We start from the raw sequence: 21,191 nt of genomic DNA on the forward strand, positions 1-21,191 counted from the left end.
AAGATTGCATTTATTTGAAAATCGCCTATTATAATAGAGAGTAAGTTTCAAAAGAGGTTAGGTCATTTCACTGCTGTATTCGTGAAAAATGCCACTTAAAAGGATTGTTGGTTGCAAGTTTTTATCGTACATTGTGTACAAAGTTGATTGGAGGAATTAGAAATGGATATTGTTACATTAGCTCGAATCCAATTTGCTATGACAACCGTGTTTCACTATTTCTTCGTCCCATTTTCGATTGGGATGGCGTTTGTTGTTGCAATTATGGAAACTCTTTATGTAACGAAAAAAGACGAAGTGTATAAAAAGATGACCAAGTTTTGGGCTCAAATCTTATTATTAAGTTTCGCAGTTGGTGTCGTAACAGGTATTATTCAAGAGTTTCAATTCGGTATGAACTGGTCAGATTACTCTCGCTTTGTAGGTGACATCTTTGGTGCACCGCTAGCAGTAGAAGCGTTATTAGCATTCTTTTTAGAATCAACCTTTTTAGGGTTATGGATGTTTACTTGGGATCGGGTGAAACCAGGCGTCCATGCATTATTCATTTGGTTAGTTGGCTTTGGTTCAGTCATGTCAGCCTTTTGGATTTTGGTTGCCAATAGTTTTATGCAACATCCGACTGGGTATACGCTAAATAATGGCCGGGCAGAAATGACTGACTTCGGCGCAATTTTAAAAAATCCCCAAGTGTGGTATGAATTTTCTCACGTCATTGCGGGTGCTATTGTCACTGGTGGGATTGTAGTTGCGGGTTTATCTGCATTCAAGCTACTTAAAAAGCATCAATTAAGTGAAATGACACAAACCATCTACAAAAAAACGATGCGTGTCGGTTTATGGGTGACACTTGTTGCTTCGGCTTCGGTATTATTTGCAGGAGACCTACAAATGAAAGCATTGGTTGAAGACCAACCAATGAAATTCGCTGCAACGGAAGGCCTATATGAAAACTCAGGAGATCCAGCCGCTTGGACAGTGGTCGCTTGGGCAAATGAAGCGAAAAAAGAACGCGTATTTGGGGTTGAAATTCCATATATGCTAAGTATTTTATCTTATAACGCTCCAGAAGGCGCTGTTAAAGGGATGAACGAAATCAATGAAGAATTAACAGCTAAATATGGTGAAGGTAATTACTATCCACCTGTCAATACCTTGTTCTGGAGTTTCCGTATAATGGCTGGTTTTGGTACGTTGATGCTGATTACAGCGATTGTGGGCTTAATTATGACGCGTAAGAATAAGCAAGCACTATTTGAGAAAAAATGGCTACTATGGATTTTTGGATTTATGACTTTTTCACCGTTCCTTGCAAACACATCAGGTTGGTTAATCACTGAGCTTGGTCGTTATCCATGGACTGTATATGGTCTTTTCAAGATTGAAGATAGTGTCTCACCAAATGTATCAGTCACTTCATTGTTAATCTCGAATATTATTTATTTCTTATTATTTACAGGATTAGGTGCGGTGATGGTGTATCTTGTTATTCGTGAATTGAAGAAAGGTCCTGAGTATGTGGATCATCAACACGAAGAAGATAGCAAGCCGTCAATCGACCCATTCGATGGAGGTGCATTCTAATGTCTGGATTACAATTAATGTGGTTTGTCTTGATTGGTGTTTTATTTTCTGGCTTTTTCTTCTTAGAAGGATTCGACTTTGGTGTCGGCATGTCCGTACAGACACTTGCGCACAATGAAAAAGAAAAAGATCAAATCATCAATACCATCGGACCTGTCTGGGATGGAAATGAAGTCTGGCTATTGACTGCTGGAGGTGCGATGTTCGCATCGTTCCCATATTGGTATGCCTCTTTATTCAGTGGTTACTACTTAATCTTGTTTATTATTTTGTTTGGCTTAATTATCCGTGGGGTTTCATTTGAATTCCGCCACAAAGTCCCAGAAAAGAATAAAAATTTCTGGAACTGGACATTGAGCATTGGAAGCTTTATCGTGCCATTTTTCTTTGGCCTATTGTTTATTAGTTTGGTACAAGGAATGCCAATTGATGCGGACGGCAATATGACAGCGACCTTTACTGATTATGTGAATGTCTTTTCTGTAGTTGGTGGGGTGGCGTTGACATTACTTTGCTACTTACATGGATTAAATTATATTTCCTTGAAGACAGAAGGACTGGTCAGAGAGCATGCCCGTAACTACGCAAAATTATTGTATTATGTTTTGTATGTGGGATTAGTTTTATTCGCGGTCTTGATGTATTTCCAAACAGACTTCTTTGCAAAAAATGCAGTGCTAACAACTGTCTTAGTCGTAGCAATTGTGCTGCTAACAATTTTTGCAAATGTTTCAGTCTTTAAAGAAAAAGAACTCGCTGCCTTTTTAGCGAGTGGGTTAACATTGGTTGTTTTGGTCGTCTTATTATTTACTGGACTATTCCCACGTGTGATGATTAGTTCATTAGGTAGTCAATTTGATATTTTAATTAAAGATGCTTCTTCTACACCGTATACTTTGAAACTTATGACGTATATTTCCTTTACGTTGTTGCCATTTGTTTTAGCTTATACAGCGTGGGCATATTATGTATTTAGACGACGTGTGACTTTAGATGTGAAAGGATACTAGAATGGTTGATAAAGCGATTATGCGCTTGCCGAACATTCAAAAAATAATGGGGGTGCTTGCAGGATATGCTATCTTGCAAGCCCTCTTTATAATCGGGCAAGCTTACACCTTAGCAACAGTCATTACGAATCTTTGGGAAGGTCAGGGTCTATCTTCTCAGCTAGCGATGGTAGGACTATTTTTTCTTAGTTATAGTGCGCGCCATGGTGTGACATTTTTAAGAGATAAGTTACTAGATACCTATGCACAAAAACAGGCCCAAGAGTTACGAAGTCAATTATTGGCGAAGCTCTTTCGTCTAGGGCCGGTGGTTGTCCAAGAGCAAGGAACGGGAAATATGATTACGATGGCCTTGGAAGGAATTTCGCAAGTAGAAAATTACATTCATCTCATTTTGGCTAAAATGATGAATATGATGATTGTTCCTTGGCTTATTTTAGCGGTCATCTTTTTGCTTGATTGGGAATCTGGCGTGACGTTGTTACTGATTTTTCCGTTGATTATTATTTTTATGATTATACTGGGCTACGCTGCACAGGCTAAAGCTGATCGTCAGTACAAGGCGTTTCAATTGTTGTCCAATCATTTTATCGATTCACTGCGAGGAATCGATACGTTAAAAGTCTTTGGCTTAAGCAAAAGATATGGCCGCAGTATCTATAATACGAGCGAGGCGTTTCGTAAAGCGACCATGAGCACATTACGGATTGGGATTCTTTCGACGTTTGCGTTGGATTTCTTTACGACGCTTTCGGTAGCAATCGTTGCGGTATTATTAGGGTTGCGATTGATAAAGCAGGAAGTCTTTTTATTTCCAGCCTTAACGGTCTTGATTTTGTCGCCAGAATATTTTCTACCAGTACGTGACTTTTCGAGTGATTACCATGCGACACTTGACGGTAAAAATGCGATGACAGCGGTCCGTGAAGTATTGGAGCTACCTGAGCGAGAAGAGCAACAAAAAGCTTTGCCAAAATGGACCAGCACCACGTCATTAATGCTTGAGCAAATGAGCTTTTCTTATGACGGTCATACTGAGACGATTCAACCGTTTGATTTTGCGACGACGGGATTCAAAAAAATCGGTGTGATTGGGATGAGTGGCTCTGGTAAGTCGACATTCATCAGTGGGTTAAGTGGCTTTCTCACTCCGCATAGTGGCGCTATTCAGGTGGCGGACCAATCGTTGACTTCGTTTGCCCAAACAGATTGGCAAAAACAAATGAGCTACATTCCACAAAGCCCGTATCTCTTCCAACTAACTTTGCGTGAAAATATTGCGTTTTATACGCCTGAAGCGACAGAGGCTGAGATTTTAGAAGCAATCGAAGTAGTAGGGCTCAATGAATTAGTCGCTGAGCTTCCAGAAGGCATCGATACGCCGATTGGTCAAGGAGCGCGAGCGCTAAGTGGGGGACAAGCACAGCGGATTGCATTGGCTCGAGCATTTTTAGATAAAGAAAGAAAAATCTTGCTCTTTGATGAGCCGACTGCGCATTTAGATATCGAAACGGAAGTGGAAATCAAGGAGCGCATGCTGCCATTGATGGAAAATAGGCTGGTCTTTTTCGCGACGCACCGCTTGCACTGGATGCACCAAATGGATCTGATTTTGGTTATTGAGCAAGGCAAAATTGTCGAGCAAGGGACCTTTGCTGAGTTGACTGCTAAGCAAGGACATTTTTATGATTTAACGAAACAAATGAGGAGGGAAGCCGATGTTTAAAATCCCACTTTTTCAATCGCTAAAGCATGATCAATGGGTCAAACCATTTTTACATCACTACAAGCGAGTCTTGTATTTGGCTCTTTTTCTAGGGTTTATGACCTTTTTCTGTGCGGGTGCGTTGATGTTTACGTCTGGTTATTTGATTAGTCGCTCGGCATCTTTACCCGAGAATATTTTGATGATATACATTCCAATCGTGTTGACGCGAGCATTTGGGATTGGTAGACCGGTCTTTCGTTATGTGGAGCGCTTAACCAGTCATAATTGGGTCTTGAAAATGACATCTAAGTTGCGCTTACAACTTTATAATACTCTAGAAAAAGATGCGATTTTCTTTAAACGGACCTATCGGATGGGGGACATCTTGGGCTTGTTGGCTGAAGATATTAATCATATTCAAAATCTTTATTTACGGACCATTTTTCCGACGATTATCGCGTGGGTTTTGTATTGTTTCGTAGTGATTGGGCTAGGATTTGTTTCGCTGTGGTTTGCCTTGATGATGCTGGTCCTTTTTTTAGGGTTGGTGGTCGTCTTTCCATTAGTCTCAGTGTTACGCAATGGTGCAAGACAAGAACGAGAAAAGCAAGTGAAAAATGCACTATATGTAGACTTGACGGATAATGTGATGGGTGTCTCTGACTGGATCTTCAGTCAACGATCACAGGAATATGTCGATACTTATTTAGCCAACGAGCAAGAACTTTACGATGTGCAAAATGAGTTACGTCAATTTAACCGTCGACGAAATTTTCTTTTCCAGCTGTATATTGGGTTGATGGCGGTTAGTTTGATTCTTTGGACGAGTCAGCGCTTTGTTGGCAATCATGGGGGTGCGGCCAATTGGATTGCGGCCTTTGTCTTGAGCCTTTTTCCACTGATTGATGCCTTTGCCGTGTTGCCAGATGCAGCACAAGAAACCAATGTGTACAAAGATTCTCTCGATCGTTTAAATGCACTGAATGGCAAAGACCAGCCCGAACCAAAAAAAGTAATGGTTGATTCGACAGATATTCATCTTAGTGATGTCTCATTTCACTATGAAAATGAAACCAAAGTCGTGTTAAATCAACTAAACTTAACCATTCCACAAGGACAACACGTGGCGATTTTGGGTCGAAGCGGCTCCGGTAAAAGTACATTGGCGACGTTGATTCGTGGTGATTTGACCCCTACTGCTGGTTCTTTGACATTAGGTGGCGTTTTGACGAGTTCGTTTGGTGATCAGATGGCCCAATACATTGGGGTGATTCAGCAAACACCGTATCTTTTTCACACGACGATTTTAAATAATTTACGTATTGGAAATGAAGACGCATCTGTCGAAGAAGTCTGGCACGTGCTTGAACGAGTAGGCTTGAAAGAATTGGTTCAGCGCTTACCGGATGGGTTGCAGACAATGGTCGATGAAGCGGGCTTGCGTTTTTCTGGAGGCGAGCGTCATCGGATGGCATTGGCACGGATTTTGTTACAAGATACGCCGATTGTCCTATTAGATGAGCCGACTGTTGGTCTGGATCCGATTACCGAACAAGCGTTAATTGAAACCTTTTTTGATGAGTTGGCAGAAAAGACAGTCATTTGGGTGACGCATCATTTGCAAGGAATTGATCAGATGGAGCGGGTCATTTTTATCGAAGATGGTCAAATTGAGTTATCCGGTAGTCCAGCCGAATTAGCTGCGACAAATGCACGTTACCAACGATTAAAAGCAATCGATGAAGGACGCTAATAGAGGTTGTGACTAAAGCGATTAGATCCGAGCAATACGTTCAGAAATGCCAAAATTGATTTTCAATTTTGCGGATTTTTGACGTAATGTCGAGGGATCTGCTTTAGACACACCGTTTAAATAGAGGTTGTGACTAAAGCGATTAGATCCGAGCAATACGTTCAGAAATTGTTGAGTAATTCGCTACAAAAGGGCCAGGAAATCCGAAGTGTTAAACTTCTGGATTTCCTGGCCCTTTTGTAGTTAATTGTCTTAGCTTCTTTTTAATGATTTCGTTTTAGTAATTGTTTGGTTAGGCGCTCTAATTGCTCACGTGCTGCACCTGCAGGTAATTCTTGAATACCAGCCAATGCTTTTTCGGTATAAGATCGAGCGAAGGCTTTTGCTTGTTCGACGCCTTGGTAATGAACGACTAAAGCGGCGACTTCTTTGGCCTCAGCTTCGGTTAAGTTTGCTCGTTTTTCTAAGAGTGGTGCAAAGGCAGCCGGATTCTTGGTTTTTGCTAATAGCAAGGGGATGGTGTAGACACCTTGCGTCAAGTCTTCTAAGACCGGTTTTTGTAAGATTGCTTCGTTAGCAGTGTAGTCCAAGATATCATCATAAGCTTGAAAGGCAATCCCGATATTTCGGCCAATTTCACCGGCTAAAGCTTCAATCTGCGGAGAGGTCTTGCCAAAATGGGCGCCCTCAAGGCAAGCGAGCCAGAAGAGTTCTGCTGTTTTGCCATTGACGCTTAGCAAGTAGTCATCAATTGTTTGATTGACATTGTAGCGTAAGTTCATTTGATCTAGCTCACCTAATAGCAAGCCTTTCATCGCTTGGGCATTTGTCGCCATGAAAGGAGAGCCGTTCATCACATCAATCAAGACTTCAAAAAATAAAGTGAACAATAAATCGCCGGTATAGACAGCGATATCTTTGCCATAATGAGCTTGAACAGTCAGTGTCCCGCGGCGTAGCGGTGAATCATCTATAATATCATCGTGTATGAGTGTCGCCATATGGAGCAACTCAATCGAAGAAGCTACTTTGATCAATTCTTCTTCATTTTGTTTTTTTGGATCACCAAGTTCAGCAAATAAAAAGAAAAAGGCAGGTCGTAAATACTTGCCACCAGCTTGACTGAATTCAACCAAAGCATCTTGAATGTCTTTGTTGCGTACAGTCAGCTGTTTTTCTAAAAATGAGCATACGACTTGGAGTTTGTTTTGAATCGTGGGATAATCGTTCCAGTGTGAATGCATAATACAGCCCTTTCGATAGTCAGAGTCACATAGACACATTTTACCCTATTTTCTATCGAATTGGCTAATTTTATGCAAGTTTCTTGGAAAGGAGGATGTTATGTCACTAAAAGTTTTTTTAGAGCTTGTGGAGTTTAAAGCGAAGACTGCGAGCGTATTGCCGTTTTTGATAGGTATTTGCTATAGTTGGTATCAATTTCAGTCCATTCATTTAGGATTTGTTCTTATGTTTTTTATTGCAATGTTTTTATTTAATATGGCTGTAGATATTTTAGATAATTATAATGATTACCATCATGCGACAAGTGTGCATGATTATAAAGAAAAGACCAATATCATTGGCCGGGAAAATCTTTCACTGCGACTGGTGTTTTGGTTAATGATCGGTATGATTGTCGTATCGGCGACGATGGGGATTTTACTGGCGACTGTGGTTGGTTGGCCGCTGCTATGGATGGGCCTTTTCTGTTATTTTGTGGGTATTTTTTATTCGTCTGGTCCTAAGCCACTTTCGAGCATGCCAGTTGGTGAATTTTTCTCAGGTTTTACAATGGGCTTTATGATTACGCTCATCTGTGTTTATTTGAACACGTACCAAGCATTTTATTGGAATTTTTCACAAATTTTCAGTATCTTTATAATTGCATTGCCTAATACATTATGGATTGCAAATCTAATGTTAGCGAATAACACGTGTGACTTGGAAGAAGACGAAAAAAACAAACGGTTCACATTGGTGCATTACCTAGGTAGAAAGCGAGCTTTGGTTTTGTTTGTGAGTAATAATGTTTTAGCTTTTATTGCTATTTTTGGTGCGGTGTTGCTAGATTTGGCGCCTTATACAGTGCTTTTGACCTGTTTAGTCGTGCCATTTGTCTGGAAGCAAACAAAGCTGTACCTCGCAAAGCAAATAAAGAAAGAAACGTTCATTTGTGCGGTTCGGATTTTGGCAGTTGGCTCATTTGTACAAGTAATAACATATGCATTAGGAATAATGATTGATTTTTAGAAGAAAGAAGGAACGAATCGTGAAAGAAGTTACGATTTTGGGTGCTGGCTATGCCGGTTTGCGTGCATTACGAGCATTACAAGAAAAACAAGGGTCGTTTCATATTACATTGGTGGATCAAAATGATTACCACTACGAAGCGACTTGTCTGCATGAAGTAGCCGCAGGAACACAACCAAAGGAAAAAATTACGTTTCCAATTAAAGACGTAGTGAAAGGTTCTACGACATTTATTCAAGATTGCGTGCAAGCAATCGACACTGAAAAACAAGAAATTACGTTGGCCAACAATGCTCCTTTGCATTATGATTACTTGATTGTTTCACTAGGATTCCGTTCTGAAACATTTGGTATTCCAGGTGCAAAAGAAGATGCCTTGCAAATGGTAAACATCGAAACAGCAGAAAAAATTCATCAACATATTTTAGCGATGATGGCAAAATACAAAGAAACCAAAGATAAAAATTATTTGAAATTAGTTGTCTGTGGCGCTGGTTTTACTGGGATTGAATTGGTCGGTTCTTTAGTAGAAGCTCGTCCACGTTATGCCAAAATTGCAGGTGTTCAACCAGAAGAAATCGAAATCTATTGTGTCGAAGCTGCACCTAGCATTTTACCAATGTTTAATGACGACTTAACAAACTACTGCTTGAGCTACCTAGATAAATGGCAAGTAAAACTAATGACTGGTAAAGCAATCAAAGCAATCAAACCAAACACTGTTGTCTACCAAGATGGAAAAGAAGACACTGACTTGGCTGAATTGCAAGCAGCGACGATCATTTGGACTACTGGGGTTAGTGGTAGTGAAGTCATCACTAAATCTGGTTTCTCTGAACGTCGTGGCCGTGTAATGGTCAACGAAGATTTGACCGATCCAAATCATGCCAATGTCTACCTAATTGGTGACGTGTCTGCAGTGATGGATAAAGAATCAAATCGTCCTTATCCAACAACTGCACAAATCGCGACAAAAATGGGTGCGCACGCGGGTGAAAATATCTTGCGTCAATTAGCTGGTCAGGCACCAACACCATTTACGTATCAATCACAAGGTTCTGTGGCATCTATTGGAAACACGCATGCTTTTGGGGTAGTAGGTAAAGGCAGCAAGCCAATGAAAGGTTACCCAGCATCAGTCGTGAAGAAGATGATTGAAAACAAATCATTACTTGAATTAGGTGGGTTTAAAGAAGTCATGGCGAAAGGCCGTTTTGACTTGTACCATTAAGCAATAGCCAAAGTCTTAGTATCAGCACTCAGCGATGAGTAGCTGTTACTAGGGCTTTTTTTTGTGGAATGATGCAAGAAATTATCGTTGACAAATGTAAACACAAGTAATAAAGTGAAAGTAGCAAATAGGATAGGAAGGGATCGAAATGAAAGAGACGTTAGCGATAGAAGGGATGACGTGTGCTTCATGTGCACAAACAGTCGAAAAAGCAGTCAAAAAAGTTTCCGGCGTGAATGAAGCTTCTGTAAATTTGGCGACTGAAAAACTACAAGTAACATTTGATGAAACACAAACGACTATTCCTGCAATTGAACAAGCTGTCAAACAAGCGGGATATGGCGTACAACATACTCAGGAAAAAGAAACCTTTGCGATAGAAGGGATGACGTGTGCTTCTTGTGTGCAGACAGTCGAAAAAGCAGTCAGTAAATTAACTGGTGTAGCCGCAGCGCCGGTGAATTTGGCGACGGAAAAAATGACCGTCACCTTCGACCAAAATCAAGTGACCACCCAAGCAATTATTGCAGCGGTAAAGGCAGCTGGGTATGATGCCAAACTGGTAACAGGCGAAGATTCCGCAAAGGATAGTAAACAAACTCATACGCAAGCCATGTGGCATCGATTTATCGGTTCGGCAGTCTTTACCATTCCACTATTGTACATGGCGATGGCTGAGATGGTTGGCTTGCCACTGCCTTCATTTTTAAGCCACGCGGGTCATCCAGTAGCTTTTGCAACGGTACAGTTGCTCCTATGCGTGCCGGTATTAGTATTGGGTCGCTCATTCTTTTACACAGGCTTTAAAACATTAGCAAAAGGACATCCGAATATGGATTCATTGGTCGCATTGGGTACGAGTGCTGCCTTTCTCTATAGCTTATATGGGACAATCGAGGTCATCATGGGTAGTCACCAGTATGCGATGAATTTGTATTACGAATCAGCAGCGGTCATTTTGACCTTGATTACATTAGGAAAATATTTTGAAGCAGTCTCAAAAGGGAAAACATCGGCTGCCATGCAATCACTGCTGAACTTAGCACCGAAAAAAGCCAGTGTGGTAAAAAATGGTACGGTACAAGAAATCCCAGTCGATCAGGTCGAATTAGATGATTTGATTGTCGTGCGTCCAGGCGAAAAAATCCCAGTCGACGGAGTGATTGTCGAAGGTGTATCAAGTGTCGATGAATCGATGCTGACAGGAGAAAGTCTGCCTGTTGAGAAGACAGTGGGCGATGAAGTAGTCGGTGCTAGCTTAAATAAGCACGGAAGCTTTCGATTTCGTGCCACGAAGGTCGGCAATGACACCGCACTGGCTCAGATTGTCAAACTAGTGGAAGAGGCGCAAGGATCAAAAGCACCGATTGCTAAATTAGCAGACAAAGTTGCGGGCGTCTTTGTGCCGATTGTCATTGCTTTGGCACTGGTATCTGGTGGTCTTTGGTTGTTCTTTGGTCAAGAGTCTTGGGTATTTGCTTTGACGATTACCATCTCAGTCTTGGTCATTGCTTGTCCATGCGCATTAGGCTTGGCGACGCCGACAGCGATTATGGTAGGGACAGGTAAAGGGGCTGAAAATGGCATCTTAATCAAAAGTGGGGATGCGTTAGAAATGACGCAAAAAATCCAAACAGTTGTGTTAGATAAAACAGGAACGATCACAGAAGGTAAGCCCGTAGTGACAGATGTATATGGGTACAATAACTGGCAAGAAGCAGACATTTTACAATATGCGGCGACAGCTGAAGAACTATCGGAACACCCTCTCGGTCAAGCAATTGTCGATGAAGCAAAGAAGCGTACGATTGCTGTCCTTACAGCGGAACAATTTACAGCAATCCCTGGTTTTGGGTTACGAGCTGTAGTTGACGGCAAGCTGCTATTTTTAGGCAATGAAGCCTTGATGAACCAACAAGCGATTGACGCTGATGTGGCCAAAGCAGCGGCACAAGGACTAGCGCAAGACGGTAAGACGCTGATGTTTTTAGCAGTCGATGGCCAATTAGTGGGTGTGATTGCCGTTGCCGATACGGTCAAAAAACATAGTCGCCAAGCCATTCAGCAATTACAAGCGCGTGGGGTCGAAGTCGTGATGTTGACAGGGGACAATCGACAAACAGCTCAAGCAATCGCTCAACAAGTAGGGATTAGTCGCGTACTAAGTGAAGTATTACCTGAAGACAAAGCCAATGAAATAAAAAAAATCCAACAAGAACACAAACGCGTGGCGATGGTCGGCGATGGCATTAATGATGCGCCGGCACTGGTGCAAGCCGATATCGGTATGGCGATTGGATCAGGGACAGACGTTGCCATTGAATCGGCCGATATTGTCCTTATGAAGAGTGAGCTACTCGACGTGGAAAAAGCCATTCACTTAAGCCAAGCAACCATGAAAAATATCCGCGAAAATCTATTCTGGGCCTTTGCTTACAATGTCTTAGGAATTCCAGTTGCGATGGGTGTGTTGCATGTATTCGGTGGACCACTATTAAATCCAATGATTGCCGGTGCAGCGATGAGCTTTAGTTCAGTATCAGTCGTTTTAAATGCATTACGCTTAAAACGATTACGACTAAATAGAGGTTGAATCAAAAGCGGTTAGCTCCGAGCGATAAGCTCAGAACTCTCGAAAATTGATTTTAAATTTTTGAGAATTCTGACTTATGGTCGAGAGAGCTGCTTTTGTACCACCGTAAATAGAGGCTGAATCAAAAGCGGTTAGCTCCGAGCAATAAGCTCAGAATTTTCGAAAATTGATTTTAAATTTTAGAGAAATTCTGACTTATGGTCGAGAGAGCTGCTTTTGCATCACCGTAAATAGAGGTTGAATCAAAAGCGGTTAACCACAAACAAAAGACCAGAACATCCAAATCGGATATTCTGGTCTATTTACGTATAGTTGCACACTACAGTCTAGTGTACGAATTCTTCTGTTATTTCAAGGAAAGTAGTAATATCGGCTAATACCATATCAATACCTGCTTGCCAAAAATCAGGCTGGGTCAAATCAACACCCAAATGTTTTTCGGCTAACTCTTCTGTCGTCATTGAAGCTGTATCACGCAAGAGTGCGATGTAATCATCTTCAAAGCTTGCGCCTTTTTGAGATGCATACGCATAAATGCCCATGCTAAACAAGTAACCAAATGTATATGGGAAGTTGTAAAACGGAATGTCATCAATGAAAAAGTGCAACTTAGCAGCCCAAAAATGAGGATGATAAGAAGCCAATTGATCAAGGTAACTTTCTTTTTGCGCAGCGAGCATCATGTCAGTGATTTGTTGCGGAGAGACTAGACCTTTTTGACGAGCAGTGTAGAAGTTATTTTCAAAAATAAAACGAGCGTGAATATTTAGAAACATCGCGACAGCATTTTGCATTTTTGTATCAAGTAAGTTGATTTTTTCTTCGACTGTTTGTGCTTCTTTCAAGGTCGCGTCGGCAACGATTAATTCCGCAAAGGTGCTTGCTGTTTCGGCAACGTTCATGGCATAGTCTTGATTCATACTAGGTAAGTCCCAAAGTACGCTACTATGGAAAGCGTGACCTAGCTCATGTGCAAGGGTCGCTACTTCATTAACTGAGTTGCTATAGGTCATAAAAATACGAGATTCTTTTGATTCTGGTAGACCCGTACAGTAGCCACCAGGACGCTTGCCAGGACGGTCTTCTGCTTCAATCCATGCTTTTTCAAAAGCCATTTGCGCGAAGTCTGCCATTTTTGGACTAAATGAGGCAAAGTTTTTGGTAATAAAGTCCGCCGCTTGATCAAATGAATACGTCTTTTCTTCCATATCCCCCAGAATAATAGGGGCATCTTGGTCTTGCCAAGGCATTTTTTCTTTGCCAAATAGTTGTGCTTTACGTGTTAAAAAGTCCATCATTGGTTGTTTGTTTTTTGCAATGGTCGCCCACATTGTATCAAGAGTTTCTTTTTTAAGTCGATTGTATTCTAATGGCTCTTTTAAGTAATCCGTGACACCGTGTAGTCGTTGTGTCGCAATTCGGAAGCCATCTAGATGATTGAGCGTATCGGCAAAGAGCGCTTCTTTTTCACCCCAAGCTTGCTCCCAAGCAGTGAACAATGTTTGGCGCACATCTGCATCAGGATCGCCCATCATTTTGTTAAAGGCTTGGCCAGCCGATAAGGTGATTGTTTTGCCTTCTTTATCAGTGAAAGGAATCGCAATTGTAGCGACCAACGTATCGTAGTGTTCACTCCAAGCATTCAAGCCGTCTAGAGCAAGCGTGTGAATAATATTTTCTTCTGATTCAGCTAACAATTCTTTTCCATCACGGCGAATTTCGCTTAAACGAAAAGCAACGGGTGCTAATGCTGAAGACTGCATTAATGTTGCCCAATCGGCATCAGAAATGGCCGTTAATTTTTTTGAAAAGATGGTCGCAGCTAATTGAAAAACAGGGCGCTTGGCAGCTAGTTCACCCATTAATAATTTCGCTTCTTGGTCATTGACATTACTAGAAAGCAAGGCAGTAATAAAGCTACCGCATTGGCCAAAGCCATTGGTACATTTTTCTGCAAGTTGCAAAATAGTCGCTAATTCTTCCGGTTGTTTTACTGAGGGAGTCCATGCTTCTATGGCGCGATGGTATTCAGCAATCTCCGTCGATAGTTGTGATAAACGAGTCTTTAGGGTCTCAGATTGGCTTCCACCAGGGAAGATGCTTTCTAAGTCCCAATTTATTGCATAAGTCATTGTGTTCATTCCTCCTTCTTTTCCTAGTATAGCATAGCTTTTCATGTTGGTTTGAAATGAAATCAGAAAATGGTAAGATAGAACAGGATAGGAGTGGCAGTAGATGAAACAATGGCAAAAAGATGGACGCTTATACTTAGCAATCGCGTTTGCAGTGATGGCGATATTGTTTTATAGTTCTTCGCAAACGTATGCACAGCAATCACAAATCGGATTGCTAGAGCGCGTGTTAAAGAATCAACCTTTTTTGGATCAATTGCAGACAATCTCGTTTGTCTATGCGGGCAAAGAGATTAGTATTGCAGCAGATGGCTACTTCTCGTTTGTGGAATTTTTCGTACGAAAAGGTGCGCATTTTGGCACGTATTTGGTGATGGGAGGTAGTTTGTTTTTAGGACTGCTACCGAGAATGAAGTCTTATCCGCTGACAGCGGTAGTGGCTTGGTTAGCAGCGGTCGGATATGCTGGTTTGGATGAATTCCATCAGATGATCACTGGTGGACGCACACCACTCTTTCAAGATGTTATGTTAGATGCTTCAGGAGCAGGCACGGCCATTATTCTTTGTATGATTTGGTCATTCATTCGAAAAAGAAGAACTTTTTAGGAGGAATACACATGTCAGGACACAGCAAATGGAACAATATTCAAGGGAGAAAAAATGCACAGGATGCCAAACGTGGCAAAATTTTTCAAAAGTTGTCGCGTGAAATTTACATCGCTGCCAAGGCTGGCGGTGGAGAAGTAAGTATGAATCCTGGGCTGCGCTTAGTTATTGATAAAGCCAAGGCAGCCAATATGCCTAATGACAATATTGAGCGCGCAATCAAAAAGGCAACCAGTGGCATAGAAGGTTCTAATTACGAAGAGCTCACGTATGAAGGGTATGGTCCAAATGGTGTGGCGATACTCGTCGAAGCGCTCACTGATAATCGCAATCGTACACAAACCAATGTCCGCGTGGCGTTTACCCGTAATGGTGGCTCATTGGGTGAGACAGGCTCAGTTAGTTATTTGTTTGAACGGCAAGGGTATTTAGCTATTGCGCGCGAAGGGATAGCACTTAGTGAGGAGCAGATGCTTGAAGCAGTGATCGATGCTGGAGCGGAAGATTTACAGATGCAACCAGAAGTAGTTGAAATCTATACGGATCCCGAAGATTTTTTGGTGGTAAAAGAAGCCTTAGAAGCTCAGTTTACACTCGCTCAAGCTGAATTAACTATGGTGCCTAAAACGACAGTCGCGCTCAATGACGCTCAGTTAGAGCAGCTGTCGCAACTAGTCACGAAGCTAGAAGATGACGACGATGTTTCAGAAGTATATACAAACCTAGCAGAATAAAACAGCAGCACTAGCTACAAGCAAAAAGACCAGTAAATCCCTAAGTTTTTTCTAAAACTTTTGAATTTACTGGTTTTTTTAAGTATAGCGCATTCTATCTTTTTTTATTCTAAAATAAATCAACACAATGGTTCAAAAGCTTTGTGTTAATTTATTTTTTTTCTAGCTTGTGCGTCTTCTTTTTCTAGTGCTTCAAAGGCAGCATCAACAACTTCTTTTAATTGTTTTGCGGAAGCAACCATTTTGTCTTGTTCGCTATCTGATAATGGGATTTCAATAATTTTTGCTACCCCATTGGCATTGACAACAGCTGGAGTACCAATGTAGATACCATCTAAGCCATATTGTCCTTCTAAGTAAACAGATAAAGGTAAAACAGCATTTTCGTTATCTAAGATAGCACGAGTAATTCTTGCCAAGGCAACGGCGATACCATAGTAAGTAGCACCTTTTTTCTCGATAATGGTATAGGCAGCATCACGAACACCAAAGAATAAGTTAACCATTGCTTCTTCATCTACTTCAGGGTTATTTTTTACCCATTCATAAATTTGTAAGCCGGCCACGTTGGCATGAGACCATACTGGGAATTCAGAGTCACCATGTTCACCTAAAATATAAGCATGGACATTACGTGCATCCACATCTACTAACTCAGCTAATGCTTGACGGAAACGAGCTGAGTCCAAAGAAGTACCAGATCCGATGACACGTTCTTTAGGAAAACCAGAGAATTTCCATGTTGCATAAGTTAAAATATCTACTGGGTTAGCAGCTACTAGGAAAATACCATCAAATCCTGATGCAACGATTTGTGTGACAACTGCACGGTTAATTTTTAAGTTTTTATTTACTAAATCAAGACGAGTTTCACCAGGTTTTTGTGCTGCTCCTGCAGTAATAACTACTAAATCTGCATCGTGAGCATCAGCATAAGTTGCAGAATAAATTTTCTTAGGAGAAGTAAATGCTAGCGCGTGTGAAAGGTCAATGGCATCACCTTCTGTTTTTTTTGTATCAATATCAATAATCCCGACTTCTTGCGCGATGTTTTGCGTAACTAATGCGAATGCATAACTTGAACCAACTGCGCCATCTCCAACTAAAATGACTTTTTGGTAATTCTTTTCAGTAGTTGCAACCATTTGAATCCATCCTTTTTCGTTTTTTTTTTACTAAAGTCTATGTTACCATCTTCTGGTCGATTTGTCATGTGATTTACTAAACAATGTAACAGTTTTTTTTGTGTGTTTTCTTGTAAATGCTTTCTAAAATGGATTTGCAGTATATTATATGAAACAGTTGTAAGTGCTGTCATAAAATGATAAAAAAGAGAAAAGAAATTCACGAATTCACTCTTTTGGCTTGAGATGTGCTATAATTTTAGTACCAAATAATTTCCGATACTGGACAGCCTTAAGCTGCCCAGCATTTTGTGTTTGGAAAGAAAATTGATGGAGATTGTATCGCATGAAAATGATAGTAGGATTAGGCAATCCTGGAAAAAAATACGAGCAAACAAAACACAACGTCGGGTTTATGGTTGTTGATCAGATTGCCAATCAAGAAAATAGTGTTTTTAAGAAAACTGCTTTCGAAGCAGAAGTAGCTGATTTTTTTAGTAATGGTGAAAAGATATTACTTGTGAAGCCTCAAACGTTTATGAATGAATCAGGACGAGCTGTCGGCCCGTTGATGACATATTTTGGTGTATATCCAGAAGAATTAGTCGTTGTTTATGATGATTTGGATTTGCAAGTAGGAAAGATTCGATTACGACAAAAAGGCAGTGCTGGTGGACACAATGGGATTAAAAGTATTATTTCTCATCTGGACTCGCAAACATTTAAGCGTGTGAAAGTCGGCATTGGTCGCCCAAAAGGAAAGCAAACGGTGGTACAACATGTGTTAAGTCCGTTTGATAAAGTAGATGCACCATTGATTCAAGAAGGAATCGCACAAGGTGTAGATGCGACGGTAGCGTGGATGCGTGGAGAAGATTTTGTCATGGTTATGAATCAGTTTAATAAAAAAGGGGCATCTGAATGAATATAGTAGAATTAGTGCAAAAGACAGAGCCGGTTGAAAAGTGGCTTCGTCAATTGCAGGAAGGACTGTCGCGTCAGCTCATTACGGGGCTTGCTGGTTCGGCTAAGAATCTGGCCATTGTCGGAGCGTTTCAAAAGCTAGAGCAATCCGTGGTCGTTGTCGTACCCAATCTCTATTACGCCAATCAACTAGCAGAAGATTTGCGTCACGTACAAGAGCAAGTATATGTCTTTCCAGTTGATGAAGTTCTCTCAGCTGAGATGGCGTTTGCTTCGGCGGACGCCAAAGCAGAGCGTGTGGCAACCTTGACTGCAATCGCGGCTGAAGAGAGAGGCATCTACATTTTACCAGTTGCAGCATTACGTAAAAGACTACCCAAAAAGCAAACTTGGCAAAATGCGCAACTAAGTATTGCACTAGAAGATGAGCTTGATTTAGAGCAACTGCCAAAAAAATTCGTACAAATGGGCTTTGTGCGTCAAGCAATGATTGAAAAACCAGGTGATTTTAGCATTCGTGGAAGCATCGTAGACATCTACCCATTAAATCAAGTACATCCTGTACGGATTGAATTATTTGATGTAGAAGTCGATTCAATTCGTTACTTTGATGCGCAAACGCAACGTTCACTGGAACAAGTAGAAAAAATTGCCATTCAGCCAACGACTGAACTTATCTTTGCGCCAGAAGATTTTGAACACGGTAAGGAAACATTGCGCGAAATGCTAGAAAAACGTCTGGCAGTGACACAAGATGAGACCGAGCGAGCATTTTTGACAGACTATTTTGGTCAGTTGATGCAATCATGGGACGAAGGTATTGCTGGAGATCAGCCACAGTTTTACACAGATATGCTTTATAAAGATACGGTCACGGTGATGGATTACTTCACCGACTCTTATTATCTGATGGTGGATGACTATGCACGTATCATGGAGACCAATCGAGAAATCGAGCGGGAAGAAGGTGAATGGCATACTCAAAAGATTGAAGAGTTGCGCCTCTTTGCCGATCAGACATTGGGGTATGATGTGCATGCCTTTTTCCAAAAAACGCATGTGCCGACTACATTTTTTGCGTTGTTTCAAAAAGGGATGGGAAATTTGCGCTTTCAAGCAATTGAAACCATTCAATACCGACCGATGCAACAATTTTTTGGTCAGATGGGCTTATTAAAAGCTGAGGTGGATCGTTGGGAGAAGCAAGCACAGACGGTCGTCTTTGTCGTTCAGTCGGCAGAACAACAAAAAAAATTGGAACAAGAATTTCGTGATCATGATATTTATGCAGTACAGACGACACCAGATCGATTATTTTTAGGGCGCTCACAAATTATACATGGGACGTTGCAAGCTGGGTTTGAGTTACCGCATGATCAAGTGGTGGTCGTCACGGAACGGGAGATTTTCCAAAAAGTTGCGAAGCGTCGTGCGCGTAGACAAACAGTGTCCAATGCCGAGCGCTTAAAAAGCTACAACGAGCTAAAAACTGGCGACTATGTAGTACATGAAAATCATGGGATTGGGAAATACATCGGTATGGAAACCCTTGAAGTAGATGGGGTTCATCAAGATTATTTGACAATTATTTACCAAAATGATGACAAACTCTTCATTCCAGTAACGCAGCTGAATATGATTCAAAAATATGTCGCCTCAGAATTAAAATCACCAAGAATCAATAAACTAGGTGGAAGCGAATGGACGAAAACCAAACGCAAAGTATCTGGTAAAATTGAAGATATCGCGGATGATTTGATTCAGCTTTACGCACAGCGGGAAGCGGAGAAAGGGTTTGCCTTTGGTCCAGATGATGGCTATCAAAAAGAATTCGAAGATGCCTTCCCTTACTCGGAAACAGAAGACCAGCTACGAAGCACGTCTGAGATAAAAAAAGATATGGAAAAAGAGAAACCAATGGATCGGCTGTTGGTCGGTGATGTTGGCTTTGGAAAGACAGAAGTCGCCTTACGAGCAGCGTTTAAAGCCATTCGTGAAAGCAAGCAAGTCGCAATTTTAGTACCTACGACAATCTTAGCGCAACAGCACTACGAGACCATGGTCGATCGCTTCCAAGGTTTTCCAGTCAATATTGGTATTTTGAGTCGCTTTAGAACCAAAAGCCAACAACAAGAGACCATCGAGCAATTGCGGCGCGGACAAATCGATATTGTAGTAGGGACGCATCGCCTATTATCAAAAGATATTACGTTTGCTGATTTGGGTTTATTGGTGATTGATGAAGAGCAACGTTTTGGGGTCAAGCACAAAGAGCGACTGAAGGAATTACGCTCGCAAGTCGATGTGTTGACCTTAACGGCGACACCGATTCCTCGTACGTTGCACATGTCTATGCTAGGTGTGAGAGACTTGTCGGTCATTGAAACGCCACCTGAAAATCGCTACCCCATTCAAACCTATGTGATGGAGAGTAACCCTGGTGCTATTCGGGAAGCAATCCTACGAGAGATGGCTCGCGGCGGCCAAGTCTTCTACTTGTACAATCGCGTCGATACAATCGAGCGGAAGGTGGAAGAGTTGCAAATGCTTGTTCCTGATGCACGTATTGGCTATGCACATGGTCAAATGACCGAAATCCAGCTAGAGAATACGCTCTTTGATTTTATCGAAGGAGAGTATGATATCTTGGTTACGACGACCATTATCGAGACTGGGGTAGATATTCCTAATGCAAATACGTTGTTTGTGGAAAATGCTGACTACATGGGGCTGTCTACATTGTATCAATTACGCGGGAGAGTCGGACGAAGCAATCGCGTCGCCTATGCCTACTTTATGTACGAGCCGCAAAAGATCTTGACCGAAGTCAGCGAGAAACGACTACAAGCTATTAAAGACTTTACGGAATTAGGTTCAGGCTTTAAAATTGCGATGCGTGATTTGTCCATTCGTGGGGCCGGAAACTTATTAGGTGCCCAGCAGCATGGCTTTATTGATTCGGTTGGGTTTGATATGTATGCGCAGATGCTACAAGAAGCAGTCGAGCGCAAGCAAGGGAAAAATACGCAATTACAAAAAACCAATGTGGAAATTGATCTAGGCATTGATGCCTACTTGCCGGCTTCTTATATAGAAGATGAACGACAAAAAATTGAAATCTATAAACGAATCCGTGAATTAGAAAGTATGGACGCGCTAGATGAGCTGCAAGATGATCTGCTTGACCGGTTCGGTGACTTTCCAGATGAAGTATCGCATTTGTTAGTCATTGGAGAAGTAAAAATGAACGCTGACCGGGCGTTAGTCGAAGTAATTCGTAAACAACAGCAGACCATTACCGTATTACTCAGCAAAGTCGGTACCAAAAACTACACAGTTGAACAATTATTCGAAGGGTTGGCAGCGACGAAGCTAAAGGCGACAATGGGAATGGAAAAAGAAAAAATGGCGATTCGTCTACAAGTGCCAAAAGACATGAAGGCGATGGTTTGGTTGCAAGAAGTGGCTTCATTTATGCGGGCATTACGTGCCATTCGTTACCAAGAAAAAGGACAAAAATTAGCCGCCCAATCTTAGA

Annotated in this window: 14 protein-coding genes; 11 read left to right on the top strand and 3 right to left on the bottom strand. The window is 41.5% G+C overall.

Features of this window, described 5'->3' with window-relative positions; genetic code table 11:
- Positions 1-162: 162 nt before the first annotated feature.
- From HMPREF9088_RS04565 to cydC, 4 genes are read left to right on the top strand one after another with little or no spacing between them, the layout of a single operon-like run.
- Entirely contained in the window at positions 163-1,584 is a 1,422-nt protein-coding gene (locus HMPREF9088_RS04565) for a cytochrome ubiquinol oxidase subunit I (protein WP_007207988.1), read from the top strand.
- Positions 1,584-2,594, top strand: a complete 1,011-nt coding sequence (gene cydB, locus HMPREF9088_RS04570) for a cytochrome d ubiquinol oxidase subunit II (RefSeq protein ID WP_007207989.1) — start codon at positions 1,584-1,586, stop codon at positions 2,592-2,594. The genes HMPREF9088_RS04565 and cydB overlap by 1 nt, the downstream gene beginning before the upstream one ends.
- Before the next feature lies 1 nt (position 2,595).
- On the top strand, positions 2,596-4,320 hold the full coding sequence (cydD, locus tag HMPREF9088_RS04575; RefSeq protein WP_007207990.1) for a thiol reductant ABC exporter subunit CydD: 1,725 nt from the start codon (positions 2,596-2,598) through the stop codon (positions 4,318-4,320).
- Positions 4,313-6,055, top strand: a complete 1,743-nt coding sequence (cydC, locus tag HMPREF9088_RS04580; RefSeq protein ID WP_007207991.1) for a thiol reductant ABC exporter subunit CydC — start codon at positions 4,313-4,315, stop codon at positions 6,053-6,055. Before cydD ends, cydC begins: the two co-directional genes overlap by 8 nt.
- Before the next feature lie 263 nt (positions 6,056-6,318).
- Here cydC and HMPREF9088_RS04585 read toward each other — a convergent pair whose 3' ends face one another.
- Entirely contained in the window at positions 6,319-7,299 is a 981-nt protein-coding gene (locus HMPREF9088_RS04585) for a polyprenyl synthetase family protein (RefSeq protein ID WP_007207992.1), read from the bottom strand.
- Positions 7,300-7,399: 100 nt separating this feature from the next.
- Here HMPREF9088_RS04585 and HMPREF9088_RS04590 point away from each other — a divergent pair, with 100 nt between their 5' ends.
- The 3 genes from HMPREF9088_RS04590 (at position 7,400) to HMPREF9088_RS04600 (ending at position 12,132) form a co-directional block, all read left to right on the top strand.
- On the top strand, positions 7,400-8,308 hold the full coding sequence (locus HMPREF9088_RS04590) for a prenyltransferase (RefSeq protein WP_007207993.1): 909 nt from the start codon (positions 7,400-7,402) through the stop codon (positions 8,306-8,308).
- A 19-nt stretch (positions 8,309-8,327) separates the two neighbouring features.
- Positions 8,328-9,539, top strand: coding sequence for an NAD(P)/FAD-dependent oxidoreductase (locus HMPREF9088_RS04595; protein ID WP_040366420.1), 1,212 nt, complete (start codon positions 8,328-8,330; stop codon positions 9,537-9,539).
- Positions 9,540-9,687: 148 nt separating this feature from the next.
- Positions 9,688-12,132, top strand: a complete 2,445-nt coding sequence (locus HMPREF9088_RS04600; protein ID WP_007207995.1) for a heavy metal translocating P-type ATPase — start codon at positions 9,688-9,690, stop codon at positions 12,130-12,132.
- 326 nt (positions 12,133-12,458) lie between these two features.
- Here the strand turns inward: HMPREF9088_RS04600 and HMPREF9088_RS04605 are convergent, their stop codons facing one another.
- Positions 12,459-14,264 carry a M3 family oligoendopeptidase gene (locus HMPREF9088_RS04605; protein WP_040366423.1) on the bottom strand — a complete coding sequence of 602 codons (1,806 nt, stop codon included), beginning with the start codon at positions 14,262-14,264 and terminating at the stop codon, positions 12,459-12,461.
- 103 nt (positions 14,265-14,367) lie between these two features.
- Between HMPREF9088_RS04605 and HMPREF9088_RS04610 the strand changes: the two genes are divergently transcribed.
- A complete protein-coding gene (locus tag HMPREF9088_RS04610) occupies positions 14,368-14,871 on the top strand; it encodes a VanZ family protein (RefSeq protein ID WP_007207997.1) in 504 nt (167 codons plus the stop codon).
- A gap of 11 nt (positions 14,872-14,882) precedes the next feature.
- Positions 14,883-15,605: a YebC/PmpR family DNA-binding transcriptional regulator gene (locus HMPREF9088_RS04615; protein WP_007207998.1), complete on the top strand. Its 723-nt coding sequence runs from the start codon at positions 14,883-14,885 to the stop codon at positions 15,603-15,605.
- A 146-nt stretch (positions 15,606-15,751) separates the two neighbouring features.
- On the opposite strand, the gene HMPREF9088_RS04620 is transcribed toward HMPREF9088_RS04615, so the two are convergent.
- Positions 15,752-16,750: an L-lactate dehydrogenase gene (locus HMPREF9088_RS04620; protein ID WP_007207999.1), complete on the bottom strand. Its 999-nt coding sequence runs from the start codon at positions 16,748-16,750 to the stop codon at positions 15,752-15,754.
- A 325-nt stretch (positions 16,751-17,075) separates the two neighbouring features.
- Here HMPREF9088_RS04620 and pth point away from each other — a divergent pair, with 325 nt between their 5' ends.
- Together pth and mfd are read left to right on the top strand one after the other, a co-directional pair.
- Positions 17,076-17,654, top strand: a complete 579-nt coding sequence (gene pth, locus HMPREF9088_RS04630; protein WP_007208002.1) for an aminoacyl-tRNA hydrolase — start codon at positions 17,076-17,078, stop codon at positions 17,652-17,654.
- Entirely contained in the window at positions 17,651-21,190 is a 3,540-nt protein-coding gene (mfd, locus tag HMPREF9088_RS04635; RefSeq protein ID WP_007208003.1) for a transcription-repair coupling factor, read from the top strand. The genes pth and mfd overlap by 4 nt, the downstream gene beginning before the upstream one ends.
- The last annotated feature ends 1 nt before the right edge of the window (position 21,191 follow it).

It is taken from the genome of Enterococcus italicus DSM 15952, assembly GCF_000185365.1.
Taxonomy (GTDB): domain Bacteria; phylum Bacillota; class Bacilli; order Lactobacillales; family Enterococcaceae; genus Enterococcus_G; species Enterococcus_G italicus.

Excerpts from the sequence above, each read along its gene's own strand:
- mfd (WP_007208003.1), top strand. The coding sequence starts at position 17,651 with ATGAATATAGTAGAATTAGTGCAAAAGACAGAGCCGGTTGAAAAGTGG.
- HMPREF9088_RS04610 (WP_007207997.1), top strand. The coding sequence starts at position 14,368 with ATGAAACAATGGCAAAAAGATGGACGCTTATACTTAGCAATCGCGTTT.
- HMPREF9088_RS04615 (WP_007207998.1), top strand. The coding sequence starts at position 14,883 with ATGTCAGGACACAGCAAATGGAACAATATTCAAGGGAGAAAAAATGCA.
- HMPREF9088_RS04600 (WP_007207995.1), top strand. The coding sequence starts at position 9,688 with ATGAAAGAGACGTTAGCGATAGAAGGGATGACGTGTGCTTCATGTGCA.
- cydC (WP_007207991.1), top strand. The coding sequence starts at position 4,313 with ATGTTTAAAATCCCACTTTTTCAATCGCTAAAGCATGATCAATGGGTC.
- HMPREF9088_RS04590 (WP_007207993.1), top strand. The coding sequence starts at position 7,400 with ATGTCACTAAAAGTTTTTTTAGAGCTTGTGGAGTTTAAAGCGAAGACT.
- cydB (WP_007207989.1), top strand. The coding sequence starts at position 1,584 with ATGTCTGGATTACAATTAATGTGGTTTGTCTTGATTGGTGTTTTATTT.
- cydD (WP_007207990.1), top strand. The coding sequence starts at position 2,596 with ATGGTTGATAAAGCGATTATGCGCTTGCCGAACATTCAAAAAATAATG.
- HMPREF9088_RS04565 (WP_007207988.1), top strand. The coding sequence starts at position 163 with ATGGATATTGTTACATTAGCTCGAATCCAATTTGCTATGACAACCGTG.
- HMPREF9088_RS04585 (WP_007207992.1), bottom strand. The coding sequence starts at position 7,299 with ATGCATTCACACTGGAACGATTATCCCACGATTCAAAACAAACTCCAA.
- HMPREF9088_RS04620 (WP_007207999.1), bottom strand. The coding sequence starts at position 16,750 with ATGGTTGCAACTACTGAAAAGAATTACCAAAAAGTCATTTTAGTTGGA.
- pth (WP_007208002.1), top strand. The coding sequence starts at position 17,076 with ATGAAAATGATAGTAGGATTAGGCAATCCTGGAAAAAAATACGAGCAA.
- HMPREF9088_RS04605 (WP_040366423.1), bottom strand. The coding sequence starts at position 14,264 with ATGACTTATGCAATAAATTGGGACTTAGAAAGCATCTTCCCTGGTGGA.